19 protein-coding genes and 1 tRNA gene are annotated in these 20011 nt (G+C 70.0%); 11 read left to right on the forward strand and 9 right to left on the reverse strand.

All coding sequences use genetic code 11. The features are described from left to right. Window positions 1–42 precede the first annotated feature (42 nt). Window positions 43–1584, reverse strand: coding sequence for a potassium/proton antiporter (locus ACIODU_RS24930; RefSeq protein ID WP_401770038.1), 1542 nt, complete (start codon window positions 1582–1584; stop codon window positions 43–45). Between the two features lie 214 nt (window positions 1585–1798). On the opposite strand from ACIODU_RS24930, the gene ACIODU_RS24935 reads away from it, so the two are divergent. Beyond that, window positions 1799–4735 (forward strand): penicillin acylase family protein, encoded by a 2937-nt coding sequence (locus ACIODU_RS24935; RefSeq protein ID WP_401769957.1) that lies wholly within the window; start codon window positions 1799–1801, stop codon window positions 4733–4735. 112 nt (window positions 4736–4847) lie between these two features. Here ACIODU_RS24935 and ACIODU_RS24940 read toward each other — a convergent pair whose 3' ends face one another. Further along, window positions 4848–5438 carry a 5-formyltetrahydrofolate cyclo-ligase gene (locus ACIODU_RS24940; protein WP_401769958.1) on the reverse strand — a complete coding sequence of 197 codons (591 nt, stop codon included), beginning with the start codon at window positions 5436–5438 and terminating at the stop codon, window positions 4848–4850. Window positions 5439–5554: 116 nt separating this feature from the next. On the opposite strand from ACIODU_RS24940, the gene galU reads away from it, so the two are divergent. The 7 genes from galU to ACIODU_RS24975 all read left to right on the forward strand — a co-directional run bounded on the left by galU (window position 5555) and on the right by ACIODU_RS24975 (window position 11137). Further along, entirely contained in the window at window positions 5555–6457 is a 903-nt protein-coding gene (gene galU, locus ACIODU_RS24945; protein ID WP_356426811.1) for a UTP--glucose-1-phosphate uridylyltransferase GalU, read from the forward strand. A 4-nt stretch (window positions 6458–6461) separates the two neighbouring features. Beyond that, the gene (gene glp, locus ACIODU_RS24950) at window positions 6462–7796 is read left to right on the forward strand and encodes a gephyrin-like molybdotransferase Glp (protein ID WP_401769959.1); all 1335 of its coding nucleotides are present in this window, start codon (window positions 6462–6464) and stop codon (window positions 7794–7796) included. Window positions 7797–7868: 72 nt separating this feature from the next. Continuing rightward, entirely contained in the window at window positions 7869–8444 is a 576-nt protein-coding gene (moaC, locus tag ACIODU_RS24955; protein WP_401769960.1) for a cyclic pyranopterin monophosphate synthase MoaC, read from the forward strand. After that, the gene (locus ACIODU_RS24960; RefSeq protein ID WP_401769961.1) at window positions 8441–8956 is read left to right on the forward strand and encodes a molybdenum cofactor biosynthesis protein B; all 516 of its coding nucleotides are present in this window, start codon (window positions 8441–8443) and stop codon (window positions 8954–8956) included. The genes moaC and ACIODU_RS24960 overlap by 4 nt, the downstream gene beginning before the upstream one ends. Next, window positions 8953–9579, forward strand: coding sequence for a GNAT family protein (locus ACIODU_RS24965; protein ID WP_356426821.1), 627 nt, complete (start codon window positions 8953–8955; stop codon window positions 9577–9579). Before ACIODU_RS24960 ends, ACIODU_RS24965 begins: the two co-directional genes overlap by 4 nt. Before the next feature lie 141 nt (window positions 9580–9720). Further along, window positions 9721–10983, forward strand: a complete 1263-nt coding sequence (glpR, locus tag ACIODU_RS24970) for a gephyrin-like molybdotransferase receptor GlpR (RefSeq protein ID WP_401769962.1) — start codon at window positions 9721–9723, stop codon at window positions 10981–10983. 80 nt (window positions 10984–11063) lie between these two features. Beyond that, window positions 11064–11137 (forward strand) — tRNA-Ala (locus tag ACIODU_RS24975). A 273-nt stretch (window positions 11138–11410) separates the two neighbouring features. On the opposite strand, the gene ACIODU_RS24980 is transcribed toward ACIODU_RS24975, so the two are convergent. Together ACIODU_RS24980 and ACIODU_RS24985 are read right to left on the reverse strand one after the other, a co-directional pair. Further along, complete coding sequence (locus ACIODU_RS24980) at window positions 11411–11899, reverse strand: DUF4265 domain-containing protein (RefSeq protein ID WP_401769963.1); 489 nt, start codon at window positions 11897–11899, stop codon at window positions 11411–11413. A 57-nt stretch (window positions 11900–11956) separates the two neighbouring features. Further along, entirely contained in the window at window positions 11957–12568 is a 612-nt protein-coding gene (locus ACIODU_RS24985) for a DUF6461 domain-containing protein (RefSeq protein WP_401769964.1), read from the reverse strand. 185 nt (window positions 12569–12753) lie between these two features. On the opposite strand from ACIODU_RS24985, the gene ACIODU_RS24990 reads away from it, so the two are divergent. Continuing rightward, window positions 12754–12996 (forward strand): DUF4259 domain-containing protein, encoded by a 243-nt coding sequence (locus ACIODU_RS24990; RefSeq protein ID WP_401769965.1) that lies wholly within the window; start codon window positions 12754–12756, stop codon window positions 12994–12996. Between the two features lie 588 nt (window positions 12997–13584). Here the strand turns inward: ACIODU_RS24990 and ACIODU_RS24995 are convergent. From ACIODU_RS24995 to ACIODU_RS25010, 4 genes are all read right to left on the reverse strand, one after another. Further along, entirely contained in the window at window positions 13585–14253 is a 669-nt protein-coding gene (locus ACIODU_RS24995; RefSeq protein WP_401769966.1) for an EcsC family protein, read from the reverse strand. Between the two features lie 313 nt (window positions 14254–14566). Further along, entirely contained in the window at window positions 14567–15775 is a 1209-nt protein-coding gene (locus tag ACIODU_RS25000; protein ID WP_401769967.1) for a DUF3103 family protein, read from the reverse strand. A 197-nt stretch (window positions 15776–15972) separates the two neighbouring features. After that, on the reverse strand, window positions 15973–16461 hold the full coding sequence (locus ACIODU_RS25005; protein ID WP_401769968.1) for a GNAT family N-acetyltransferase: 489 nt from the start codon (window positions 16459–16461) through the stop codon (window positions 15973–15975). Between the two features lie 88 nt (window positions 16462–16549). Next, window positions 16550–17866: a cytochrome P450 gene (locus tag ACIODU_RS25010; protein ID WP_401769969.1), complete on the reverse strand. Its 1317-nt coding sequence runs from the start codon at window positions 17864–17866 to the stop codon at window positions 16550–16552. Between the two features lie 163 nt (window positions 17867–18029). On the opposite strand from ACIODU_RS25010, the gene ACIODU_RS25015 reads away from it, so the two are divergent. Together ACIODU_RS25015 and ACIODU_RS25020 are read left to right on the forward strand one after the other, a co-directional pair. Then, window positions 18030–18536 (forward strand): DUF5949 family protein, encoded by a 507-nt coding sequence (locus ACIODU_RS25015; protein WP_401769970.1) that lies wholly within the window; start codon window positions 18030–18032, stop codon window positions 18534–18536. A 99-nt stretch (window positions 18537–18635) separates the two neighbouring features. Continuing rightward, the gene (locus ACIODU_RS25020) at window positions 18636–19304 is read left to right on the forward strand and encodes a vitamin K epoxide reductase family protein (protein ID WP_401769971.1); all 669 of its coding nucleotides are present in this window, start codon (window positions 18636–18638) and stop codon (window positions 19302–19304) included. Between the two features lie 145 nt (window positions 19305–19449). Here the strand turns inward: ACIODU_RS25020 and ACIODU_RS25025 are convergent, their stop codons facing one another. Further along, complete coding sequence (locus ACIODU_RS25025; RefSeq protein ID WP_356426850.1) at window positions 19450–19740, reverse strand: hypothetical protein; 291 nt, start codon at window positions 19738–19740, stop codon at window positions 19450–19452. Window positions 19741–20011: the final 271 nt, after the last annotated feature.

Below are 20011 nucleotides of genomic sequence, written 5' to 3' on the forward strand. Positions count from 1 at the left end.
CGCCCAGGCACACGCTCCGGGGGAGACGTTCGCGGACTCGGCCTAGACGCCGGCGTTCGTCCCCAGCCATCCGGCGAGCTTTCCGCCCTGTCCGACCGCCCGCAACCGCCGTTCCGCCGCGTCCCGCACCGGGTCCGTCGCGACGACCAGCAGTTCGTCGCCCCGGCGCAGCACGGTCGACGGCAGGGGCACGAAGCTCGTCCCGTCCCGTACGACCAGGGTCACCGCGGACCCGGCGGGCAGCCGCAGCTCCGCGACCTCCACGCCGTGCATCCTCGACCGGGCGGGGATCGCCACGGAGAGCAGATGCCCCCGCAGCCGCTCCAGCGGCGCCGATTCGATCCCCAGGTCGGCGGCGTCGGAAGAACCGCCCAGCCGCAGTGCCTTGGCCAGCCAGGGCAGGGTCGGCCCCTGTACCAGCGTGTACACGACGACAAGGACGAAGACGATGTTGAAGATCCGCTTGCTGCCCTCGATCTCGGACACCATCGGGATGGTCGCCAGGATGATGGGCACGGCGCCGCGCAGCCCGGCCCAGGACATCAACGCCCCTTCCTGCCAGGGGACACGGAAGGGCGCGAGGCTCACGAGGACCGACAGCGGCCGGGCCACGGCGGTCAGCACCAGGCCGACGATGACGGCGGACCAGAAGTCGTGGCCCAGTTCGTGTGGCGTCACCAGGAGTCCCAGCAGGACGAACATGCCGATCTGCGCGATCCAGCCGAGCCCTTCGGCGAAACCGCGGTTGGCGGGGGCGTGGGGCAGCCGGGAGTTCCCGAGGACGACGGAGGCGAGATAGACGGCGAGGAAGCCACTGCCGTGGGCCGTGGCACCGATCGCGTACGCGGAGACGGCGATGGCCATCACCGCGATCGGATAGAGACCGGAGGCAGGAAGAGCCACATGCCGCAGACACAGGGCACCGACCCAGCCGACCGCGAGACCGATGAAGGCGCCGATGGCCAGTTCCATCGCGATCTCGCCGACCAGGACGTACCAGTGCTCCACCGGACCGGACGCGGAGAGCGCCACCACGATGATCACCACGGGGGCGTCGTTGAAGCCGGATTCGGCCTCCAGCGCCCCGGTCACCCGGGTCGGCAGGGGCACCTTGCGCAGCACGGAGAAGACGGCGGCCGCGTCCGTCGAGGACACGACGGCGGCGATGATCAGCGCCGCCCGCCACTCCAGGCCGACCAGATAGTGCGCGGCGGTGGCGGTCACCGCGATGCTCACCGCGACGCCGGCCGTCGACAGGACCACCGCCATGGGCAGCGCGGGCGCGACCTCTTTCCACTTCGTGCCCAGACCGCCCTCGGCCAGGATGACGACCAGGGCGGCATAGCCGATGACCTGGGTCAGTTCGGCGTTGTCGAACTTGACGTTGAAGATCCCGTCCTGGCCTATGGCGATCCCGATGCCCAGATACAGCAGCAGGCTGGGGAGGCCGCTGCGGGACGAGATCCGTACGGCCGCGACCGCGATCAACAGCACGAGGGAGCAGATGAGCAGGAGTTCATTGAGCTGGTGGACAGTCAGCGGCCGATCCTTCCCCTCGTGCTCGCCGGATCGTTCCTCCGGCAGCGGGTACTTCGTTACCTTACCTAATCTTTAACGTTTTCTTGACGCGCTCGATCGTCAGTACGAGCGCCACCCCGTACGCCGCCTCACGCGCCCCTCATCCTTGTGTGATCGTCTGATCAGTCGCACTACATGACACCGAGTCCTGAACGTTGAAGCGCTGCGCCTATGGTTGCTCCAGCATTCCCAGGACCACCCTGCCCCTCGAAGGACAGCGATGCCCGCCAATACAGCCCCCCCTTCCGCCAAAAAGAAGGGGCGACGCGCCCGTCTGATCCTGATCGTGCTGGTGCTGGCGCTCGTCGCGGGTGTCGGTTTCGGCGCGTACTGGGGTGTGAGCACGGTCCGCGCCTCCTTCCCCCAGACCACGGGGTCCGTCCAGCTCAAGGGCCTGTCCGGCTCCGTGGACGTGAGACGCGACAGCTACGGCGTCCCGCAGATCTACGCGGACACCGACGCCGACCTGTTCCGCGCCCAGGGCTACGTCCAGGCGCAGGACCGCTTCTGGGAGATGGACGTCCGGCGTCACCTGACGTCGGGCCGCCTCTCCGAGATGTTCGGCAAGGGGCAGGTGAAGACCGACGCCTTCCTCCGCACGCTCGGCTGGCGCCGGGTGGCGCAGCAGGAGTACGACACCCAGCTGTCGGCGGAGACGAAGAAGAACCTCCAGTCGTACACGGAGGGCGTCAACGCCTACCTCAAGGGCCGTGACGGCAAGGACATCTCCGTCGAGTACGCGGCGCTGGGCTTCACGAACGACTACAAGCCCGAGAAGTGGTCGCCGGTCGACTCGGTGGCCTGGCTCAAGGCGATGTCCTGGGACCTGCGCGGCAACATGCAGGACGAGATCGACCGTTCACTGATGACGAGCCGGCTGAGCGCGAAGCAGATCGCCGACCTGTACCCGGAGTACCCGTACGACCGGAACGCGCCGATCGTGGACGAGGGCGGGATCGACCCCGTCACCGGGAAGTACGACCCCAAGGCCCCGGCGACGGACCAGCTGGGAGACACCGGTGACGGTACGGGCGTTGGAACGGGTACGGGCACAGGCACAGGCACAGGCACCGGGGACGGCACCGGCACGGGCCTCGGAGACGGCACAGGCACCGGCACGGGAACAGGCACAGGCACAGGCACGGGAACAGGCACAGGCACGGGAACAGGCACCGGTACCGGCACCGGCATCAGCACCAACAGCGGCGGCAACCCCGCCGACCCCGGCAGCGCCGCCGGCGCCACCCAGGCGCTGGCCTCCCAGCTCGGCTCCCTCTCCAGCACCCTCGACGAGATCCCGGCCCTGCTCGGCCCCAGCGGCAGCGGCATCGGCTCCAACTCCTGGGTCGTCTCGGGCTCCCTCACGACGACGCGCAAGCCGCTCCTTGCCAACGACCCGCACCTCGCGCCCCAGATGCCGTCGCTCTGGTACCAGATGGGCCTGCACTGCCGCAGCGTCTCGCCGAAGTGCCAGTACGACGTCGCCGGCTACACCTTCTCCGGCATGCCGGGCGTCGTGATCGGCCACAACCAGAACATCGCCTGGGGCTTCACCAACCTCGGCGCCGACGTCACCGACCTCTACCTGGAGAAGGTGAACGGCGACTCGTACCTCTACGGGGACGGGGAGAAGCGCTTTGTCACGCGCGAGGAGACCATCAAGGTCGCCGGCGGCCCCAGCAGGAAGATCACCATCCGCGAGACCAACAACGGCCCCGTGGTGTCGGACCGCGACACCGAGCTGGAGAAGGTCGGCGACAAGGCCCCCGTGGGCAATCTCGCCCCCGACCGGGGCACCGGCTACGCGGTGGCCCTCAAATGGACCGCGCTGCAACCGGGCAAGTCCATGGACGCCGTCTTCGAGCTGGACAAGGCGGCGGACTGGGGCCAGTTCCGCAAGGCCGCCTCGCGCTTCGAGGTCCCCTCGCAGAACCTGATCTACGCCGACACCAAGGGCAACATCGGCTACCAGGCACCGGGCACGATCCCGATCCGCCCCAAGGGCTTCGACGGCAGGACACCGGCCCCCGGCTGGGACCCGAAGGCGAACTGGGAGAAGGACCCGATCCCGTTCGACCAGCTGCCGTACGAGTTCAACCCCAAGCGCGGGTACATCGTCACCGCCAACCAGGCCGTGATAGACGCGAAGAAGTACCCGTACACGCTGACCGAGGACTGGGGCTACGGCGCCAGGAGCCAGCGGATCAACGACCTCATCGAGTCGAAGACCAAGGACGGCGGCAAGATCTCGACCGATGACATGCGGACCATGCAGATGGACAACAGCAGCCCGGCCTGGACGCTGCTGAAGAGCTACCTGCTCAAGATCGACGTCTCGGACCCCTCCGTCCGCGAGGCGCAGAAGCTCCTCGAAGGCTGGGACGGCACCCAGGAGCCGGACTCCGCCGCGGCCGCCTACTTCAACGCGGTCTGGCGCAACGTCCTCAAGCTCGCCTTCGGCAACAAGCTGCCCAAGGAGCTGCGCGCCAAGGGCGATTGCCTCACCGTCGCGCCCGCCGACAACACCGGCCCGGTGGACGACCTCGACACCCGCGCGGTACGGGAGTGCGGCCAGCGCGACCCGGACTCGGCGCAGCCCGACGGCGGCGACCGCTGGCTGGAGGTCGTGCGCAACATCATCAAGGACGACAACAACGCGTGGTGGAGCGCCGCGGGCGGCCGCAGGGACGGCGCGACGAAGACCCGCGACGAGCTGCTCGCCCGCGCCATGACGGACGCCCGCTGGGAGCTGACCGCCGCGCTCGGCAAGGACGTCTCCTCCTGGAACTGGGGCCGGCTGCACCAGCTGAACCTCAACAACCAGACCCTCGGCACCGAGGGCCCCGGCGTCCTGAAGTTCATACTGAACCGCGGCCCGTGGAACCTGGGTGGCGGCGAGGCGGCGGTCGACGCGACGGGGTGGAACGCGGCAGGCGGTTACGACGTCATCTGGGTCCCGTCGATGCGGATGGTCGTCAACGTCGGCGACTGGGACAAGTCCCGCTGGATCAACCTGACGGGCGCTTCGGGACACGCGTACAACGCGCACTACAGCGACCAGACCGACAAGTGGGCCAAGGGCGAACTGCTCGACTGGGCGTACACGCCCAACGCCGTCGAACGCACCACGACGGACACCCTGACGCTGAATCCGTAACGCCGGTATCGGCATCCGCGACGCCGGTGTCGGCGGTGTCACCGGCCGGTCGGAAGGCCGCCCCCTCCACGAGGGGGCGGCCACGACCCGCGCTCTCTCCCCTCCCGCACCCTCAAGGACGGCCGCCGGTGAAGTGCCTGACACCCCCGGGCGTCACCACCGCGTGGACGGGACGGTCGTGCGGCTCCGCCGGGACCCGCTCGATCACCTCGTCGTCGTACAGCAGGACGGCCAGCGCCGGCGTGGCGCCGGCCCGCTCCAGCCGGGCGAGGACCCGGTCGTACGACCCCCCGCCCCGCCCCAGCCGCATCCCGCGGCTGTCCACCGCGAGTCCCGGCAGCAGCACGACCTCCGCCGCCAGCACGGCGTCCGGGCCGAGCGGCGCCCCGTCCGGCTCCCACAGGCCCCGCCCCGCCCGTACGAGCCGCTCCGCCCCCTCGTACCGCGCCCAGTCGAGGTCGTTGTCCGCGCGCAGCACCGGCAGCAGGACGTCGACACCCCGCGCGCGCAGCGCGTCGAGCAACACGCGGGTGCCGGGTTCACGCCCGACGGAGACGTACGCGGCGACCGTACGGGCCCCGGCCAGCGCGGCCAGATCTCCGGCCCGCCGCGCGAGAACCGAAGCGGTCTTTCGCGCGTCTTCACTGGACAGCAGGGCTCTCGCGGCAAGGAGTTCACTCCGTACGGAAGCCTTTCCGGACATCTCATGCGCCACCGGACATCACAAACCTCTCGATTGTGGATGTACACCCATAGGTGCGGCGAAAGTTAACCGGAGCATCATCTTCCGCGCATAGCCCACCGGATAGGGTTATCCGTATGACTCAGTCGCCCTCCCGGATCACCAAGGCTGTCATCCCCGCCGCAGGCCTCGGCACCCGGTTCCTCCCCGCCACCAAGGCCACTCCCAAGGAGATGCTGCCGGTGGTCGACAAGCCCGCGATCCAGTACGTGGTCGAGGAGGCGGCGGCCGCCGGCCTGTCCGACGTGCTCATGATCACCGGCCGCAACAAGCGCGCTCTCGAGGACCACTTCGACCGCAACTACGAGCTGGAGGGCGCGCTCACCCGCAAGGGCGACGCCGAACGGCTCGCGAAGGTCCAGGAGTCCAGCGAACTGGCCACCATGCACTACGTGCGCCAGGGCGACCCCAAGGGCCTCGGTCACGCCATCCTGTGCGCCGCGCCGCACGTGGGCGACCAGCCCTTCGCGGTCCTGCTGGGCGACGACCTGATCGACCCGCGCGACCCCCTGCTGTCGCGCATGATGGAGATCCAGGAGCGCGAGGGCGGCAGCGTCATCGCCCTCATGGAGGTCGACCCCCAGCAGATCCACCTGTACGGCTGCGCCGCCGTGGAGCCCACGCGCGACAGCGACGTGGTCGAGGTCCACGACCTGGTCGAGAAGCCCGACGCCGCCGACGCGCCGAGCAACTACGCGATCATCGGGCGCTACGTGCTCGATCCCGCGATCTTCGAGATACTGCGCAAGACCGAGCCGGGCCGCGGTGGTGAGATCCAGATCACCGACGCCCTCCAGCAGCTCTCGGTGGACGAGAAGGTCGGCGGACCGGTCCACGGTGTGATTTTCAAGGGCCGCCGGTATGACACAGGCGACCGGGGCGACTTCCTGCGTGCCATTGTCAGACTCGCGTGCGAACGTGAAGACCTGGGCCCGGACTTCCGCGCCTGGCTCCGCAGTTATGTCAGCGAGGAGATGTAGCGCCTTGAGCAGTACGGCAGAATCGGCTCCGGTGGCCCGCCACGAGCAGCTGTGGTCCGTGGACGAGCACCTCGCGGACATCCTCGCCGCGATCCACCCGCTCGAACCCATCGAGCTGCAACTGCCCGACGCCCAGGGCTGCGTCCTGGTCGAGGACGTCACGGTGCCGGTGGCCCTGCCGCCGTTCGACAACAGCTCCATGGACGGGTACGCGGTCCGTACGGCCGATGTGGCGGGCGCCACGGACGAGTTCCCCGCCGTGCTCACCGTCATCGGCGACGTCGCGGCGGGCAGCGGCGATCTGCCCGAGGTCGGCCCGGGGGAGACCGCCCGGATCATGACGGGCGCCCCGCTCCCGCCGGGCGCCGAGGCGGTCGTACCGGTCGAGTGGACCGACGGGGGTACGGGCGAGGGCCCCGCGACCTCCATGCGCCCGGCGGGCGACGCGCCGGGCGGCGGGAGCGGCGAGGTGCGGGTCTACCGCTCGATCGAGGCCCGCGGCCACGTCCGCGCCCAGGGCAGCGACGTACGGGCCGGCGATCTCGCGCTCAAGGCCGGCACGGTGCTCGGCCCCTCGCAGATCGGCCTGCTGGCGGCCATCGGCCGCGGTTCCGTCCGGGTACGGCCGCGCCCGCGCGTGGTCGTCCTGTCCACCGGCAGCGAGCTGGTCCAGCCCGGCGAGCAGTTGGGTACGGGCCAGATCTACGACTCGAACAGCTTCGCGCTCACCGCCGCGGCCCGGGACGCGGGCGCCATCGCGTACCGCGTCGGGGCCGTCACGGACGACGCCGAGACACTCCGCGCCACCATCGAGGACCAGCTGATCCGCGCGGACCTGCTCGTCACCACGGGCGGCGTCAGCGTCGGGGCGTACGACGTCGTCAAGGAAGCGCTGTCCTCCGTGGGAGACGAGGACGAACCGGGCAGCGGCATCGACTTCCGCAAGCTGGCGATGCAGCCGGGCAAGCCCCAGGGCTTCGGTTCGATCGGCGCGGAGCACGTCCCGCTGCTCGCGCTGCCCGGCAATCCGGTGTCGTGCTACGTCTCCTTCGAGTTGTTCGTACGGCCCGCGATCCGCGCCCTGATGGGCCTGGAGGACGTCCACCGTCCGGTGGTCCGCGCAACGCTGGTCGGCGACGGGCCGCTGTCCTCGCCGAGCGGCAGACGGCAGTTCCTGCGGGCGAAGTACGACGCGGAGGCGGGCACGATCGCGCCGGTCGGCGGCGCCGGGTCCCACCTCGTGGCGGCCCTCGCCCACGCCGACGCGCTGGCCGTCGTCCCGGAGGACACCGTGTCGGTCGAACCCGGCACGGAACTCGACGTGGTCCTGATCGGCTGACCGCCCCATGGTGGCGGTAGCGTGTCAGCCCACACAGGCCCTCTCGGGCCCGGACCGGGAGCGCTCACAGCAATGACCGCGTTGAACCGGGGGGAGACCTCCGGACCGTCTCAGCAAGATCCTCCGCCCGTCCCTCCCCCGGGGGGACAGGCGGGGGGACTGACCCACATCGACGCCTCGGGCGCCGCCCGCATGGTCGACGTCTCCGCGAAGGACGTCACGGCGCGCACCGCCCGCGCGAGCGGACGCGTCCTCGTCTCGCCGCGCGTCGTCGAGCTGCTCAGGGGCGGGGGAGTGCCCAAGGGGGACGCGCTCGCCACGGCCCGTATCGCGGGCATCATGGGCGCCAAGCGGACGCCGGACCTGATCCCGCTCTGCCATCCGCTCGCCGTCTCGGGCGTCACGCTGGACCTGGCGGTCGCCGACGACGCCGTCGAGATCCTGGCGACGGTGCGGACGACGGACCGTACGGGCGTGGAGATGGAGGCCCTGACCGCGGTCTCCGTGGCCGCGCTCACGGTGGTCGACATGGTGAAGGCGGTCGACAAGGGCGCGGTGATCACGGACGTACGGGTCGAGGAGAAGACCGGCGGCAAGTCGGGCACGTGGACGCGCGGGACCGGGGCCGGGGACGGGAGCACGACATGACAGACGATCCCGCCCTCCCGGCCACCCCCTACCGGGCCCTCGTCGTCACGGCCTCGAACCGCGCCGCCGCCGGTGTCTACGCCGACACGGGCGGCCCGATCCTGGTCGAGGGCCTCACCGCGCTCGGCTTCTCCGTCGACGGCCCGGAGGTCGTCCCCGACGGCGACCCGGTCGAGCGGGCGCTGCGCGACGGCGTGGCCGCCGCGTACGACGTCATCCTGACCACGGGCGGTACGGGCATCTCCCCCACGGACCGGACCCCGGACGTCACCCGGCGCCTCCTGGACCACGAGATCCCCGGCATCCCCGAGGCGATCCGCGCCCAGGGCGCCACGAAGGTCCCCACCGCCGCGCTTTCGCGCGGCCTCGCGGGCGTCGCCGGCCGGACGCTGATCGTGAACCTGCCGGGCTCCGCCGGTGGCGTACGGGACGGTCTCGCCGTCCTCGGCAAGCTGCTCACCCATGCCGTGGACCAGCTCCGCGGCGGCGATCACCCCCGTACCTCCGGATGAACCCCTCCTGGCCCGTGCTGCTGGTGGACGGAGACGTGACACTCCGTCCGATAAGGATGCGCGACCAGCGCGCCTGGCGAGAGGTCAACCGGCGCAACCGCGACTGGCTGCGCCCCTGGGAAGCGACGATTCCGCCGCCGGCCCCCGGGGCGCCGCTCGCCCAGCGCCCCACGTACCGGCAGATGGTCCGTCACCTGCGCGCCGAGGCGAACGCGGGCCGGATGCTGCCGTTCGTCATCGAGTACCAGGGGCGGCTGGTGGGGCAGTTGACCGTCGCGGGGATCACGTGGGGCTCCATGTGCTCCGGGCACGTCGGCTACTGGGTGGACCGTGAGGTCGCCGGGCGCGGCGTCATGCCCACGGCGGTGGCGATGGCGGTCGACCACTGCTTCCGCTCGGTGGGGCTGCACCGGGTCGAGATCTGCATTCGCCCCGAGAACGGGCCCAGCCGCCGCGTCGTCGAAAAGCTGGGATTCCGCGAGGAGGGGCTGCGCCCGCGCTATCTCCACATCGACGGAGCGTGGCGGGACCATCTCATTTACGTACTCACGGCGGAGGAGGCCCCGGAGGGGCTGGTCCAGCGCTGGCACCAGGCGCGGAGGCCGGGAACGTCACGGAAATAAAATAAGTGTTCGAATTCGGTCGGATGTGACCATCACCCGATCCGAACAATCACAAAAAAAGTCCGTGATATCAGCCAGATCGTGCGACACACCGGCCCAATTGGCGGATGCCCTCGCGCGAACCCCTCTACGGTGTGAACCGTGAGCAGCAGCGGCCTCATCTACGCAGTCATCGTCGGGGCCTGGGCCGCCTACTTGGTGCCGATGTGGCTCCGCAGGCAGGACGAGCTCAACGAGGCGCGCCCGACGGAACGGTTCAGCACCGCGATCCGGTTGCTGTCCGGCCGGGGCGCCATGGAGCGTCGTTACGCCAAGGAGCTACAGGTACGCGCCGCCGAGGAGGCGGGTTCCGACGTCGAACCGGACGATCGGGCGGAGTCGATGAGCTCCGTCGACGTCCGGGCCTTTTCCGCGCCCCCGGACCGGACCGAGGCGCGCCTGGAGATCCCCGCGGAGCTTCGCGGGGAGGCCAAGGCGCAGCCCCGCCCGCCGGCGCAGCGCCCCGCGCCACCCCGGCAGGCGGCGGCCCAGACGGCGGGACCGGCCCAGGTGCACGCCCCGGTCCCGGAGCCGGCGCGCCCGGAACGTACGTTCCGGCCGTCCCGTCCCTCCCGTACGGCCCGTCCGGTACGGGTCCCGCGTGCGGTACGTCCGCGGGCGGGACGGCAGTCGGGGGCGGCGGCGGAACGCGCCCGGCGCGCGCAGCGCTCGCAGGTCCTCGCGCGCCGTCGCCGTACCACCGTCCTCCTCTTCCTCGCCTTCACGCTCGGCGCGATCGTGGCGGCGGTGGGCGGCCTGGGACTCCTCTGGGCACCGGCCGTCCCGGCGGTCCTGCTCAGCGTCTACATCGTGCATCTGCGCGGCCAGGAACGACGGCGCTTCGCCTTCACCATGGACCGGCGCAGGGCCGAGGCGGCGGCGCAGCGCCTGCGGGAGAACCGCCCGCGCCGCCACCAGCCACCGCCCGCCGGCAGTGCCGGTGCCGGAGCCGGCGCGCCGGACGAGGAGGAGCCGGAATCCCCGCCGGACGCCGCTCCCCCCGCGACGGTCTCGCCGCAGGAGGCGGGCCGCCGCGCGCTGGTCGAGCAGACCGACCACGCGGAGTGGGTGGACCAGCAGCGCGAACGCGGCCCGGCCCGGGGCGACAGCTGGGAGCCGGTCCCGGTCCCGCTCCCGACGTACGTCACGGCCCCGGTCGCCCCCCGCGCGAGCGGCGGCGTCGAGGTCGGCGACCCGGAAACCTGGAGCGCGGCCCGCTCCTCCACGGCGGAACCCACCCCGGAGGCACCCCCGCAGCCCCCGGCCCAGCGCACCCCACCACCCCGCCGCACCCGCGACCGGGGCAGGACCCCCCTCTTCGACCAGTACGAGGAGGGCGACCGCCCCCGAGCTGCCAACGAGTGACGACCACCCCGTGACCAGCCGCCGAACCCAACGGATTTCCGGGCACGGCGACGGGGGTGCTAAGGTTTCACTCGTTGCAAGGGCCTGTAGCGCAGTCTGGTAGCGCACCTCGTTCGCATCGAGGGGGTCAGGGGTTCGAATCCCCTCAGGTCCACTGCACCGACAGTTCTTGAGTAGCTCTCAAGGATCGTCTCAAGATCCCGTTCAGCCGAAAGGCTGGGCGGGATCTCGGCGTTTGTGGGGTGTGTTCGAGGTGGTGCCCGAACGTGGGTGGGGCCTCGGGCGGCTGTCTGGCGGAGGGGCGGCCGCCTGGGTTTCGGGGTGGGTCGGGTGCGTGAGGGGCGGTAGGCGTCCTGCCGGCTGGGGTGGAGGAGTGCCGGTCCTGGCGGAACTCGTCGAGCTTGCCGACGAAGGTCCTGCGGCCCGGTCATGTCGCGGCAATGTCTCTCCACGCAGCCTTGACGCACCCCTCCTCCCAACACCACCACTCCTTCGCCTCACCGTGCTCCAACAGCTCGCGGATTCGAGGGAGGTCCGCATCGGTCGGGACATCCAGAGCGACCATCTGGTAGTGCTCGATCCCCTCGCCGGTCGTGCCGAGGTGGTGGAAGATCTTCAGTACGCTCTCACAAGCAGAGGCCGAGCCGCCGTCCTTCAGTACGATCAGCCGAATCGTGCAGTTTCCCGAGGCGCGGACCGTCTCCTCGGCCCAGCGGACGCCCTCGCCATCGAGCCCCACCTTGATGATGTCCCCGCTCGCGACTCCGCGTACGAACCAGGGCGTGTTGTCCAACCGCACCGTGCCGTCGCCAAGGTCCACAGCCCACAGGCTCTCGACACTCGCCGGCGGCCACCCGTCCTCGTCCATGTCCATCCGGAAGTGGACCTTCACGTGGTCGTCACTGATGTTCGTCACGCGTCATCACCCCCGCCGTATCCATGGGCCCGGCCGCGGGTGTGCGGACGGAAGATGTCATCGGATCTGGACGGTGGCGCAGGTGAACGCCGTGTCCTGGAGCAGCTCGGGAGTGATGGCAATGCCGGTGAGATGCTCCGCCAGAGCGAAGGCGGCTGGTGAGGAAAGGTCCCTCTCGGTTTCCGGTGCGTCCTCGTCGACGTGGAAGCCGATGCGAGTCATGGCGCCGAGGAATTCGTCGGGTGCGGTGCCCCAGCGATCTTCGGGGAACATGGGGTCGAAGCAGAGCCGCTGGGCCTGGTCCTCGGCCCAGAGGAACGTACCGACGGCGTTGATGTTGACGAAATGCGAGATCCAGCTCATGCCGGCGGAGGCCGGAAGCGCTCGCTCTTCGGTGACCCCGAGGTAGCCGTTGGGCTCGATCAGCAGCGTCCAGGCTCCGACAGTCGTCACGGCGACCAGCTGGCGGTCGCCACCCTCGAGCTCGTACCGGGCGAAAGCGGCTTCGACGACTGCGGCTATGCCCTGCAAGGGTGCCTTCGATCGTCCTTCGAGCCGCGAAATCAGCTCAGAGGGCGACAGGCCCCGCACCAGAGTGAAGCAGTATGCCTCGGCGATGTCTGGAAAGTCGTCTTCGAACCACGCGTAGTCCGCCCCGGTCTTCGTCATGCCGCCCATCCTTGCCCCTGCCACTGACAGGGGAAGGACGCCGTGGCCATCAACGGAAATCGGCCGCCACCTTCACCAGTTCGGGAATCGATCTCGCCCCGGGACGCCGCGGCTGCTGTCAGTGCCCTCTGTCACGATGGCCCTCTGTCACGATGCCCCGGTCGACATCATGATCAGGAGAGACCATGGGCACCTGGGACATCGGCCCCTTCGACAAAGACACCTCGGCGGACTTCGGCGACGACCTTGACGAGGCAGCCGCAGGCGAACGTGAGGGTGTCGTCCGCAGCACTCTCACACCGGAGGAGCCCCTTCCCGACCTCACTGGCCTGAGTTCCGCGATCGAGTGGTCGGAACCTCTCAGTGATGCCCCCGGGCCGCAGCACTGGCATCCGCCCCAAGCGCCCTGGAGCCCCATCGCGTCTTGAGGACCTGCTCCCGCCAGGCCGGATGGTCACATCCGATGAAGGTGATGGAGATGCACAGCCCTTGTGGCTCAGCGACGGGTCGGCCACGGTCGAACTGTGGGCACGGACGCACACCGGACGCACACGTTCCGGCTTGTGGCCGCTGCTGCTCGACGCGCTGGATTCGAACGACGGTGAGTTCCGCCCATGGGGAATCCAGGGAGGTCTTCCCCGAGGAGATGACCTCCCCGGGGGACCATGACCCTGCCGACCTTCTCGCCGCACCGCCGGTGAGCGAGAGGGATGCTCTCCTGGTCGCAGCTGAGCACTTCGCCCTCTGCCCGGACAACGTCTGACAGGGCAGAAGACCGTCCACACTGGCCGCGTACGCCGTCGTGAACAGCCCACCGCACAGGCCGTTCGCGGGTTGCCTCGTAGGCGGTTGCGCGAGTCCCGTCCGATCATCTCGATCGGACGGGACTTCGTCGGTTCCGGCTTGTTGGTCGGTTCGGGTGCCGATGGCCGCTCGGCGTGGCGAGGGCCACTGCCGGAACCGGCGATTTTCCAGCCGTGGGCGCCTCCTCCGTCCTGCGGGCGGCCCGGGCGTTGTTACTTCACGTCTTTGGCCAGGACTGTGACCGCTACCTTGCCCACCACCGTCGTCAGGACGTAGTTGGCCGTGCTGCTGAAGGCGACGCCTACGCCGGCGGGGATGGCCTTGGCCATGGCTTTTTGGGTGAAGGTGATGGACACCCGCTTGAACAGCTGCTTGATCGTGATCAGGGCGGGTCCTCGCAGGTACTGGTAGACCAGCTTCTCCGCGATCTTCAGGACCGCCGCCCTGCCGCCCTTCGCCGCCATCTGTTCTGCCGAACCCGCCAGCGCCAGCACGAAGGCGAGGTGCTTCTTGTCCTCGGTGCTCAGCTCGGTCTCGTACACCTCGACCAGGCACATGCACATGTCGACCTGGAGCTTGAGGACCACGGCGGCGTCCGTGACACCGCCGCCCAGGACCGCGACCGCCGTTCCGACCCCCGGGATCACGCTCGGGGCCGCGGTGACCGCCCCCGCGGCCGCCGACAGTTTGGAGTAGCGGCTGATGATCTTGGCGGCGATCCTGCGCCTGTCCTCCAGGCTCTCCGGCTGTCGTTTGAACTTGCTCTCGAAAGTCGCTCGGTAGCCGCCCACGAGGTGGGTGGCCGCCTCCGGCGTGATGGCGATCGTCTCGACGGCCTTCTGGAGGCGGGACGGTTCGAGCTCGTCCGTCGCGTGGTCCATGGTTTCCCCCCGGATCTGTCGCGCGACGCGGATTCCGGACGCGCCGGCACAAGCAAGGATCCTGCCCGACCGACCGCCTACCTGTCACAAGCGGGTGCGGTGACCAAGTGGTGTGGGGCGTGCGGAGCCCGTGAGGGGAAACCGTTGGCCGGCCTCGGTACCGCACGCGGTGATCGACCCGGTGGGGTGGGGTGGGGGGAGTCGGGGGCTGGGGGAGGGCTGGGACGCCTTCGGGACCGGTCCTCCCCCCCCGGTCGTTCAACAGGGGGGGAGGAACCGGTCCCGAAGGGTTCTGTCGTGGGGTGCGGTGAAGTCAGGACTGGGTGACGAAGTACGGAGTCACCGTCAGCCAGCCGTTGGCCCGGGCGCCGTTGAGGCGGCCTGTGGAGGTGTTGGCCAGGGTGTACCAGGAGTCCACGTAGTCCGGGTCGTTGGTCCACCAGGAGGCGGGGATCGCGTCGAGGATCGCGTTCACCAGGGGGATGTACGTGCCCAGGTCGGTGATGGTGAGGAGGGCGTCCGCCAGGGCCTTGGCCAGGGCCTGGTAGTTGGTGTCGCCGTCGTCCTCCATCATCACGACGTCGGCCAGGTTGTACTTGTAGGACGACCAGTTGACGAGAATCTGGTTCGGGTAGTACGTCGTGCCGTCGTTGTCCAGGTACGGCATGTCGACCGTGTCGACGCGCACCTTGCCGTCGAAACCGAAGCCGCTGACGATCGAGAAGACCTCGGCGTCACCCGAGACCCAGGGCTCCTCGTCGTTCGACAGCTGGACCGAGTCGATCCTGGTCGTCCAGAAGCCCGCCGCCGCCGACCGCGTGGGGGAGGAGGAGGTGGGGGAGGAGGCGGAGGCGGAGGTGGAGAGCTGCTTGGCGGGGGTCGCCAGGCCCCTGGCCGTCAGTTCCTTGTTCAGGGTCTTCAGGCCCGCCGCCATCGCCCGCGACACGTCGATGTCCACCACGTAGACCGGGCGGTCCGGGGTCCGCCGGGCGTCCAGGGTGTGGGCGCGGCCCCGGCTGTCGTACGCCGTGATCGTCTCCGCGCTGTCGTCCGTGGTGGCCGCCGCGACCAGCGGGGCCGTACCCGACGCCAGTTCGGCGCGCATGGAGGGAGCGGCCAGGCGCAGGCGCAGCAGGGAGCCGGTGTCGGCGGCCAGGCCCTTGGCCTCGGCGATGCGCCGGTCGGCGGTCGCGATCGCCGGTTCCAGGGCGCTGCCGGCCCGGGTCGCGGTCCGGCCGGTCAGTGCGCGCAGGTCGATCTGGTCCGAGGCGAGCGCGGCGGTACGTACCTGGGTGCGCCAGCTCCCCTCGCTGAGCGACTCGGCGAACGCGCGGGCCGTGCTGTCCTCGATGTGGCCAACCTTCGACGTGGAGGAGGACGACGAGGACGTGGAGGCGGCCGGCGTGGCGCCCGCCGTCGGCGACGCCACCCCTTGCAGGGTGGCGACGGTGGCGGCGCAGAGTGCGAGAGCGAGGGCACTGCGGCGCGTGCGGGACGTGCGCGACATGCGGAACGGGCTCAAGCGATCCTCCTGGAGGCGGGCCGCGTGCGCCTCTCGACGCGGCGGCGGTGTGGGGGCGTTCAGGGCTGCGCCGGATCTGTGGAGCTCTGGAACTCTCGATCTATGCGGGTAGACCTCACTCCGGAAAAAGCATGTCCGTAGCATGTCAAATCTGCAAGGGCGCCTCGGTGAACAACCGTGAACAACGGCGAACAACGTCAGAGCGCCAGGTGCATGACGTGCAGCCCCACATACCCCTCGACCGGATGCCGGAACGCCCCCGGCACCGTCCCCACCACCTCGAAGCCGAGCGAGCGGTACAGCTTCACCGCGCACTCGTTCGTCTCCACCACCGCGTTGAACTGGATCCCTCGGAACCCCGCCGCCCGCGCCCACTCCACCGTGTACACGCACAGCGCCCGGCCCACGCCCCGCCCCGAACGCGCCGGATCGACCATGTAGCTCGCGCTCGCGACGTGCGAACCGTTGCCCATCTGGTTCGTGTTCATCTTCGCCGTACCGAGGACGGCCCCGGAGCCGTCGACGGCGACGACCGTACGGTTCGGGGCGGACAGCACCCACATGTCCCGCCCGGCTTCCTCCGTCAGGTCGGTCGGGTACGTGAAGGTCTCGCCCGCGGCGACGATCTCCTGGAAGAAGGGCCAGATGGCGGGCCAGTCCGCCGCGGTGGCTTCTCGGATCAGCATCCGCACACCATGGCACGCACGGTGCGCGGGCGCCGAGCGGTTTTTTGTACGGGGAAAACTGGGCCCCCTCACAGGCGGCGCGCGCCCCTCACCCCCTCCCGACCACGTACGGCATCGACCGCACCCGGTTGTCGAAGTTCGACGGGACCAGGACCGGTGCCGCCGTCGCGCGCAGCTCCGGCGCCCGCGTCAGCAGCTCGCGGAACAGCGCCTTCATCTCCTGCTTGGCGAGGTACGTGCCCAGGCAGTAGTGCGGCCCCCCGCCCCCGTACCCGACATGGGGGTTCGGGCTCCGCGTGATGTCGAAGGCGTCCGGGTCGGCGAAGACGGTCTCGTCGCGGTTGGCCGACGCGTAGAAGAGGACCACCTTGTCGCCCTTGCGGAAGGCGTGGCCGTTCATCCGGTGGTCCCGGGTGAGCGTGCGCCGGAACTGGATGATCGGCGTCGAGTGCCGCACGATCTCCTCCGTCGCGCCGTCCGCGTACCGATCGAAGTCCCCCATCAGCAGCGCCCGTTGCTCCGGATGGCGGGTGAGCAGGTCCAGGCCGTGGGCGATCGCGTTCCTGGTCGTCTCGACGCCCGCGACCATCAGGAGCGAGAAGAAGGCGCCCAGTTGACGGTCCGTCAGCGCCTGTCCGTCGACGTCGGCGCTGACCAGCATCGACACCAGGTCGTCCGTGGGCCTCCTGCGGCGCTCCCGGCCCAGGTCCGCCACCATGCCCTGCATCGAGGCGAGCGCCCGCAGGCCCTTGCCCGGCATCCGGAACCGGTCGCGGGCGGCCCGCGCCACCCCGGTGTCGCCCGACGCGCGGTTCACCTGGCCCAGGATCGCCGGCCGTTCCTTCTCCGGGATGCCCATCAGGTTGCAGATGACCTCGAACGGCATCCGCGACGCGACCGCCGTGACGAAGTCCCCCGGCCGGTCCGAACGAGCCGCGCGGGCACCCCCGTCCGCGAGCACGTCGTCCACGATCCGCGCCGCCACCGCCCGGATGTCCTCCTCCGTCCGCCCGAGGATGCGCGGGGTGAAGGACCGGGAGACGATACGGCGCAGCTGCGCGTGCCGCGGCCCGTCCAGGTTGACGAGGGAGTCGCCGAACAGCGCGCGCACCCAGCGGGCCGGCTCGGGTGTCGTGGCGCCCGGCGCGCTGGCGAACACCTCGGGGTTACGGCTCGCCTCGACGACGTCCGCGTGGGTGACGAGCGCGTGGAATCCCCGCTCCGGCCGCCCCCGGCCCTTTTCCCGCTCCACGAAGTACTGGGGCGCGTCCCATTGGCGCAGAAGGGCGAACGCGTGCAGCCGTTCGGCGTGCGGGAGTTGCCAGAACGACGGATCCCCGAGATCCGGTCGGGGTCCTTTTGGCTTTTCTCCCCCTGCCGCGGCCTGTTCCGCCAGCGTGGTCATGGGAATTCCTCTCGGGTCGGGGCGTGGTCAAGGAGCTTGCCACGAAGAGGAGGCTCCGGCGCGGGACCAACTCTCGTACAGGAGAACGACATAGGCGTGCGCTCGCCCACTCGGGTGACACGGACTCACGGACATTCCCCGCGGGCCGCTACTGTGCGGGAGCATGACCACTCCCCACACCGCCGCGAACAGCCTCCGTTACACCCCTCTCCTGGGCACCCTTTCGGTGATTCCCTGGACCAGCGATCCCGCCGACGAAGAACGCAACGCGCCTTATCTGCTCGCCTATTCACTGGGTGACGGCCGCGAGGGCCCGGAGGCCGGCGAGGAGACCATGCGGACCGTCCTCGGCGAGGTCGGGCTGAAGCCCGGCGGCGACCTGATGGACCTCTCCCACGCCCCCGGCCTCGGGATCAAGCTGCTGGTGGAGGCCGGCCGGGCCGTCCTGACCATGCCGTACCTCAACGCGCAGTGCCCCGTCCCGCCGGAGTGGGAGCAGGACGCCCGCGAGATCGGGCACGTCTACTTCATGGTCGCGACCCGGCCGTGGACGACGGGGACGCCCGGAAAGCCCGTCACCGAGGAGAGTCTGCGCGCCTTCATCGGCGACGACGAGGTGCTGTCCAGCGCCGCGCACTGCCTGCTTCCGGTACGGAGCCTGCGCGGCTGAGGCGGCGCGGCCGGAACGGCGCCGGGTGGCGGGAGTGGAAAGCACCGCCCCATTCACGGAGCGCGGAAAGCATCGCCTCACGCAGGGAGCCTGAGAAGCATGGCATCAGCACTGGTCGGCAATGCGACAGCCGGCGAAGGAAACAGGAAACACGCGAAGGACGAGACGGCGGCGGCGGACGGAACCGGCCTTTCCCCGGGCGGTGTTCGGGCGTTCGCGGTGATGCTGGTGATCACCGGTGCGATGGGGCTGCTGGCGGCGTGGGTGATCACGCTGGACAAGTTCAAGCTGCTGGAGGACCCGAACTTCACCCCGGGATGCAGTCTGAATCCGGTGGTGTCGTGCGGGAACATCATGAAGAGCGCGCAGGCCTCGGCGTTCGGGTTCCCGAATCCGATGCTGGGGCTGGCGACCTATCCCGTGGTGATGGGGATCGGTCTGGCGCTGCTGGCCGGGGCGCGCTACCGCCGCTGGTTCTGGCTGGGCCTCAACGCGGGCACGCTCTTCGGGGTCGGATTCTGCACCTGGCTCCAGTACCAGTCCCTCTACCGGATCAACTCGCTGTGCCTGTGGTGCTGCCTGGCGTGGGTCGGCACGATCGTCATGTTCTGGTACGTGACCTCCCGCAACCTCCGCCACGGGATCATCCCCGCGCCCGCCGGGCTGCGCGGACTGCTCGGTGAGTTCACCTGGGTGCTGCCCGTGCTGCACATCGGGATCATCGGGATGCTGATCCTCACCCGTTGGTGGGACTTCTGGATCAGCTGACCGACCGTTGATCGGGTCGGTGGGGCGGGATCCGTCCTGGCCGGCCGGGCCGGTACGAGCAGTTCGGCCCCCGGCCCCGGCGGACGGGGCGGGGGCCGGTACGGCGAACTCCGCGGCGGCGCACCGCGTTCCGGAAGGTCCGGTGCTACTTGCCGAGCGCCTTGCCGAGCGGGATGCCGCCGAGCAGCTTGTTGCCCTTCGACTTGCTCAGGCTCGCGGCGGTGTCCTTCACCGCGTTGATGAGCGAGCCCTTGTTCTTGGAGTCGAGCGCGTTGGTGTTGAGCGGCGAACCGCTGCGCAGCCCGTCACTCGCCAGGGTGTCGACGGCGCCGTTCAGGCTCATCGAGGAGGAGCCTTCCGCGGCGAAGGCGGGGCTGGCGGCACCCAGCGCCATCATGGAACCTGCGACGACCGCGGCGACCTTCATGGGCTTCATTCTTGAATCCTTCTTTCTGCGATGTCAGTGGCGAGGCGGCGGGACAAGCGGCAGGACGGCGGCGAGACAACTCGCCTTTCGCGCGGGCCTCTTGGAGGTTTCCCTCGCGCGGCCTCGTCATGGGTAACGATTCCTGGGCGCCCCGGAAACTCCGTGCGGAAGGAATTCTGGGCAGGCCACCCGAATGAAGGGGACTCGGCTTATTCTCGTATCAAATCCCCCGCGCCCGGATCCCTCGACGAGGGACCCGGGCGCGGGGGCGTGCGGCGGC

It is taken from the genome of Streptomyces sp. NPDC088261, assembly GCF_044740805.1.
GTDB lineage: Bacteria > Actinomycetota > Actinomycetes > Streptomycetales > Streptomycetaceae > Streptomyces.

Bases quoted from the DNA above. Each gene is read 5' to 3' on its own strand.
- ACIODU_RS25025 (WP_356426850.1), bottom strand. From the start codon at position 19,740: ATGAAGCCCATGAAGGTCGCCGCGGTCGTCGCAGGTTCCATGATGGCG.
- ACIODU_RS24940 (WP_401769958.1), bottom strand. From the start codon at position 5,438: ATGTCCGGAAAGGCTTCCGTACGGAGTGAACTCCTTGCCGCGAGAGCC.
- ACIODU_RS24985 (WP_401769964.1), bottom strand. From the start codon at position 12,568: ATGACGAAGACCGGGGCGGACTACGCGTGGTTCGAAGACGACTTTCCA.
- galU (WP_356426811.1), top strand. From the start codon at position 5,555: ATGACTCAGTCGCCCTCCCGGATCACCAAGGCTGTCATCCCCGCCGCA.
- ACIODU_RS24990 (WP_401769965.1), top strand. From the start codon at position 12,754: ATGGGCACCTGGGACATCGGCCCCTTCGACAAAGACACCTCGGCGGAC.
- ACIODU_RS25020 (WP_401769971.1), top strand. From the start codon at position 18,636: ATGGCATCAGCACTGGTCGGCAATGCGACAGCCGGCGAAGGAAACAGG.
- ACIODU_RS24935 (WP_401769957.1), top strand. From the start codon at position 1,799: ATGCCCGCCAATACAGCCCCCCCTTCCGCCAAAAAGAAGGGGCGACGC.
- ACIODU_RS25010 (WP_401769969.1), bottom strand. From the start codon at position 17,866: ATGACCACGCTGGCGGAACAGGCCGCGGCAGGGGGAGAAAAGCCAAAA.
- moaC (WP_401769960.1), top strand. From the start codon at position 7,869: ATGACCGCGTTGAACCGGGGGGAGACCTCCGGACCGTCTCAGCAAGAT.
- ACIODU_RS24965 (WP_356426821.1), top strand. From the start codon at position 8,953: ATGAACCCCTCCTGGCCCGTGCTGCTGGTGGACGGAGACGTGACACTC.
- ACIODU_RS25015 (WP_401769970.1), top strand. From the start codon at position 18,030: ATGACCACTCCCCACACCGCCGCGAACAGCCTCCGTTACACCCCTCTC.
- ACIODU_RS25005 (WP_401769968.1), bottom strand. From the start codon at position 16,461: ATGCTGATCCGAGAAGCCACCGCGGCGGACTGGCCCGCCATCTGGCCC.
- ACIODU_RS24960 (WP_401769961.1), top strand. From the start codon at position 8,441: ATGACAGACGATCCCGCCCTCCCGGCCACCCCCTACCGGGCCCTCGTC.
- ACIODU_RS24995 (WP_401769966.1), bottom strand. From the start codon at position 14,253: ATGGACCACGCGACGGACGAGCTCGAACCGTCCCGCCTCCAGAAGGCC.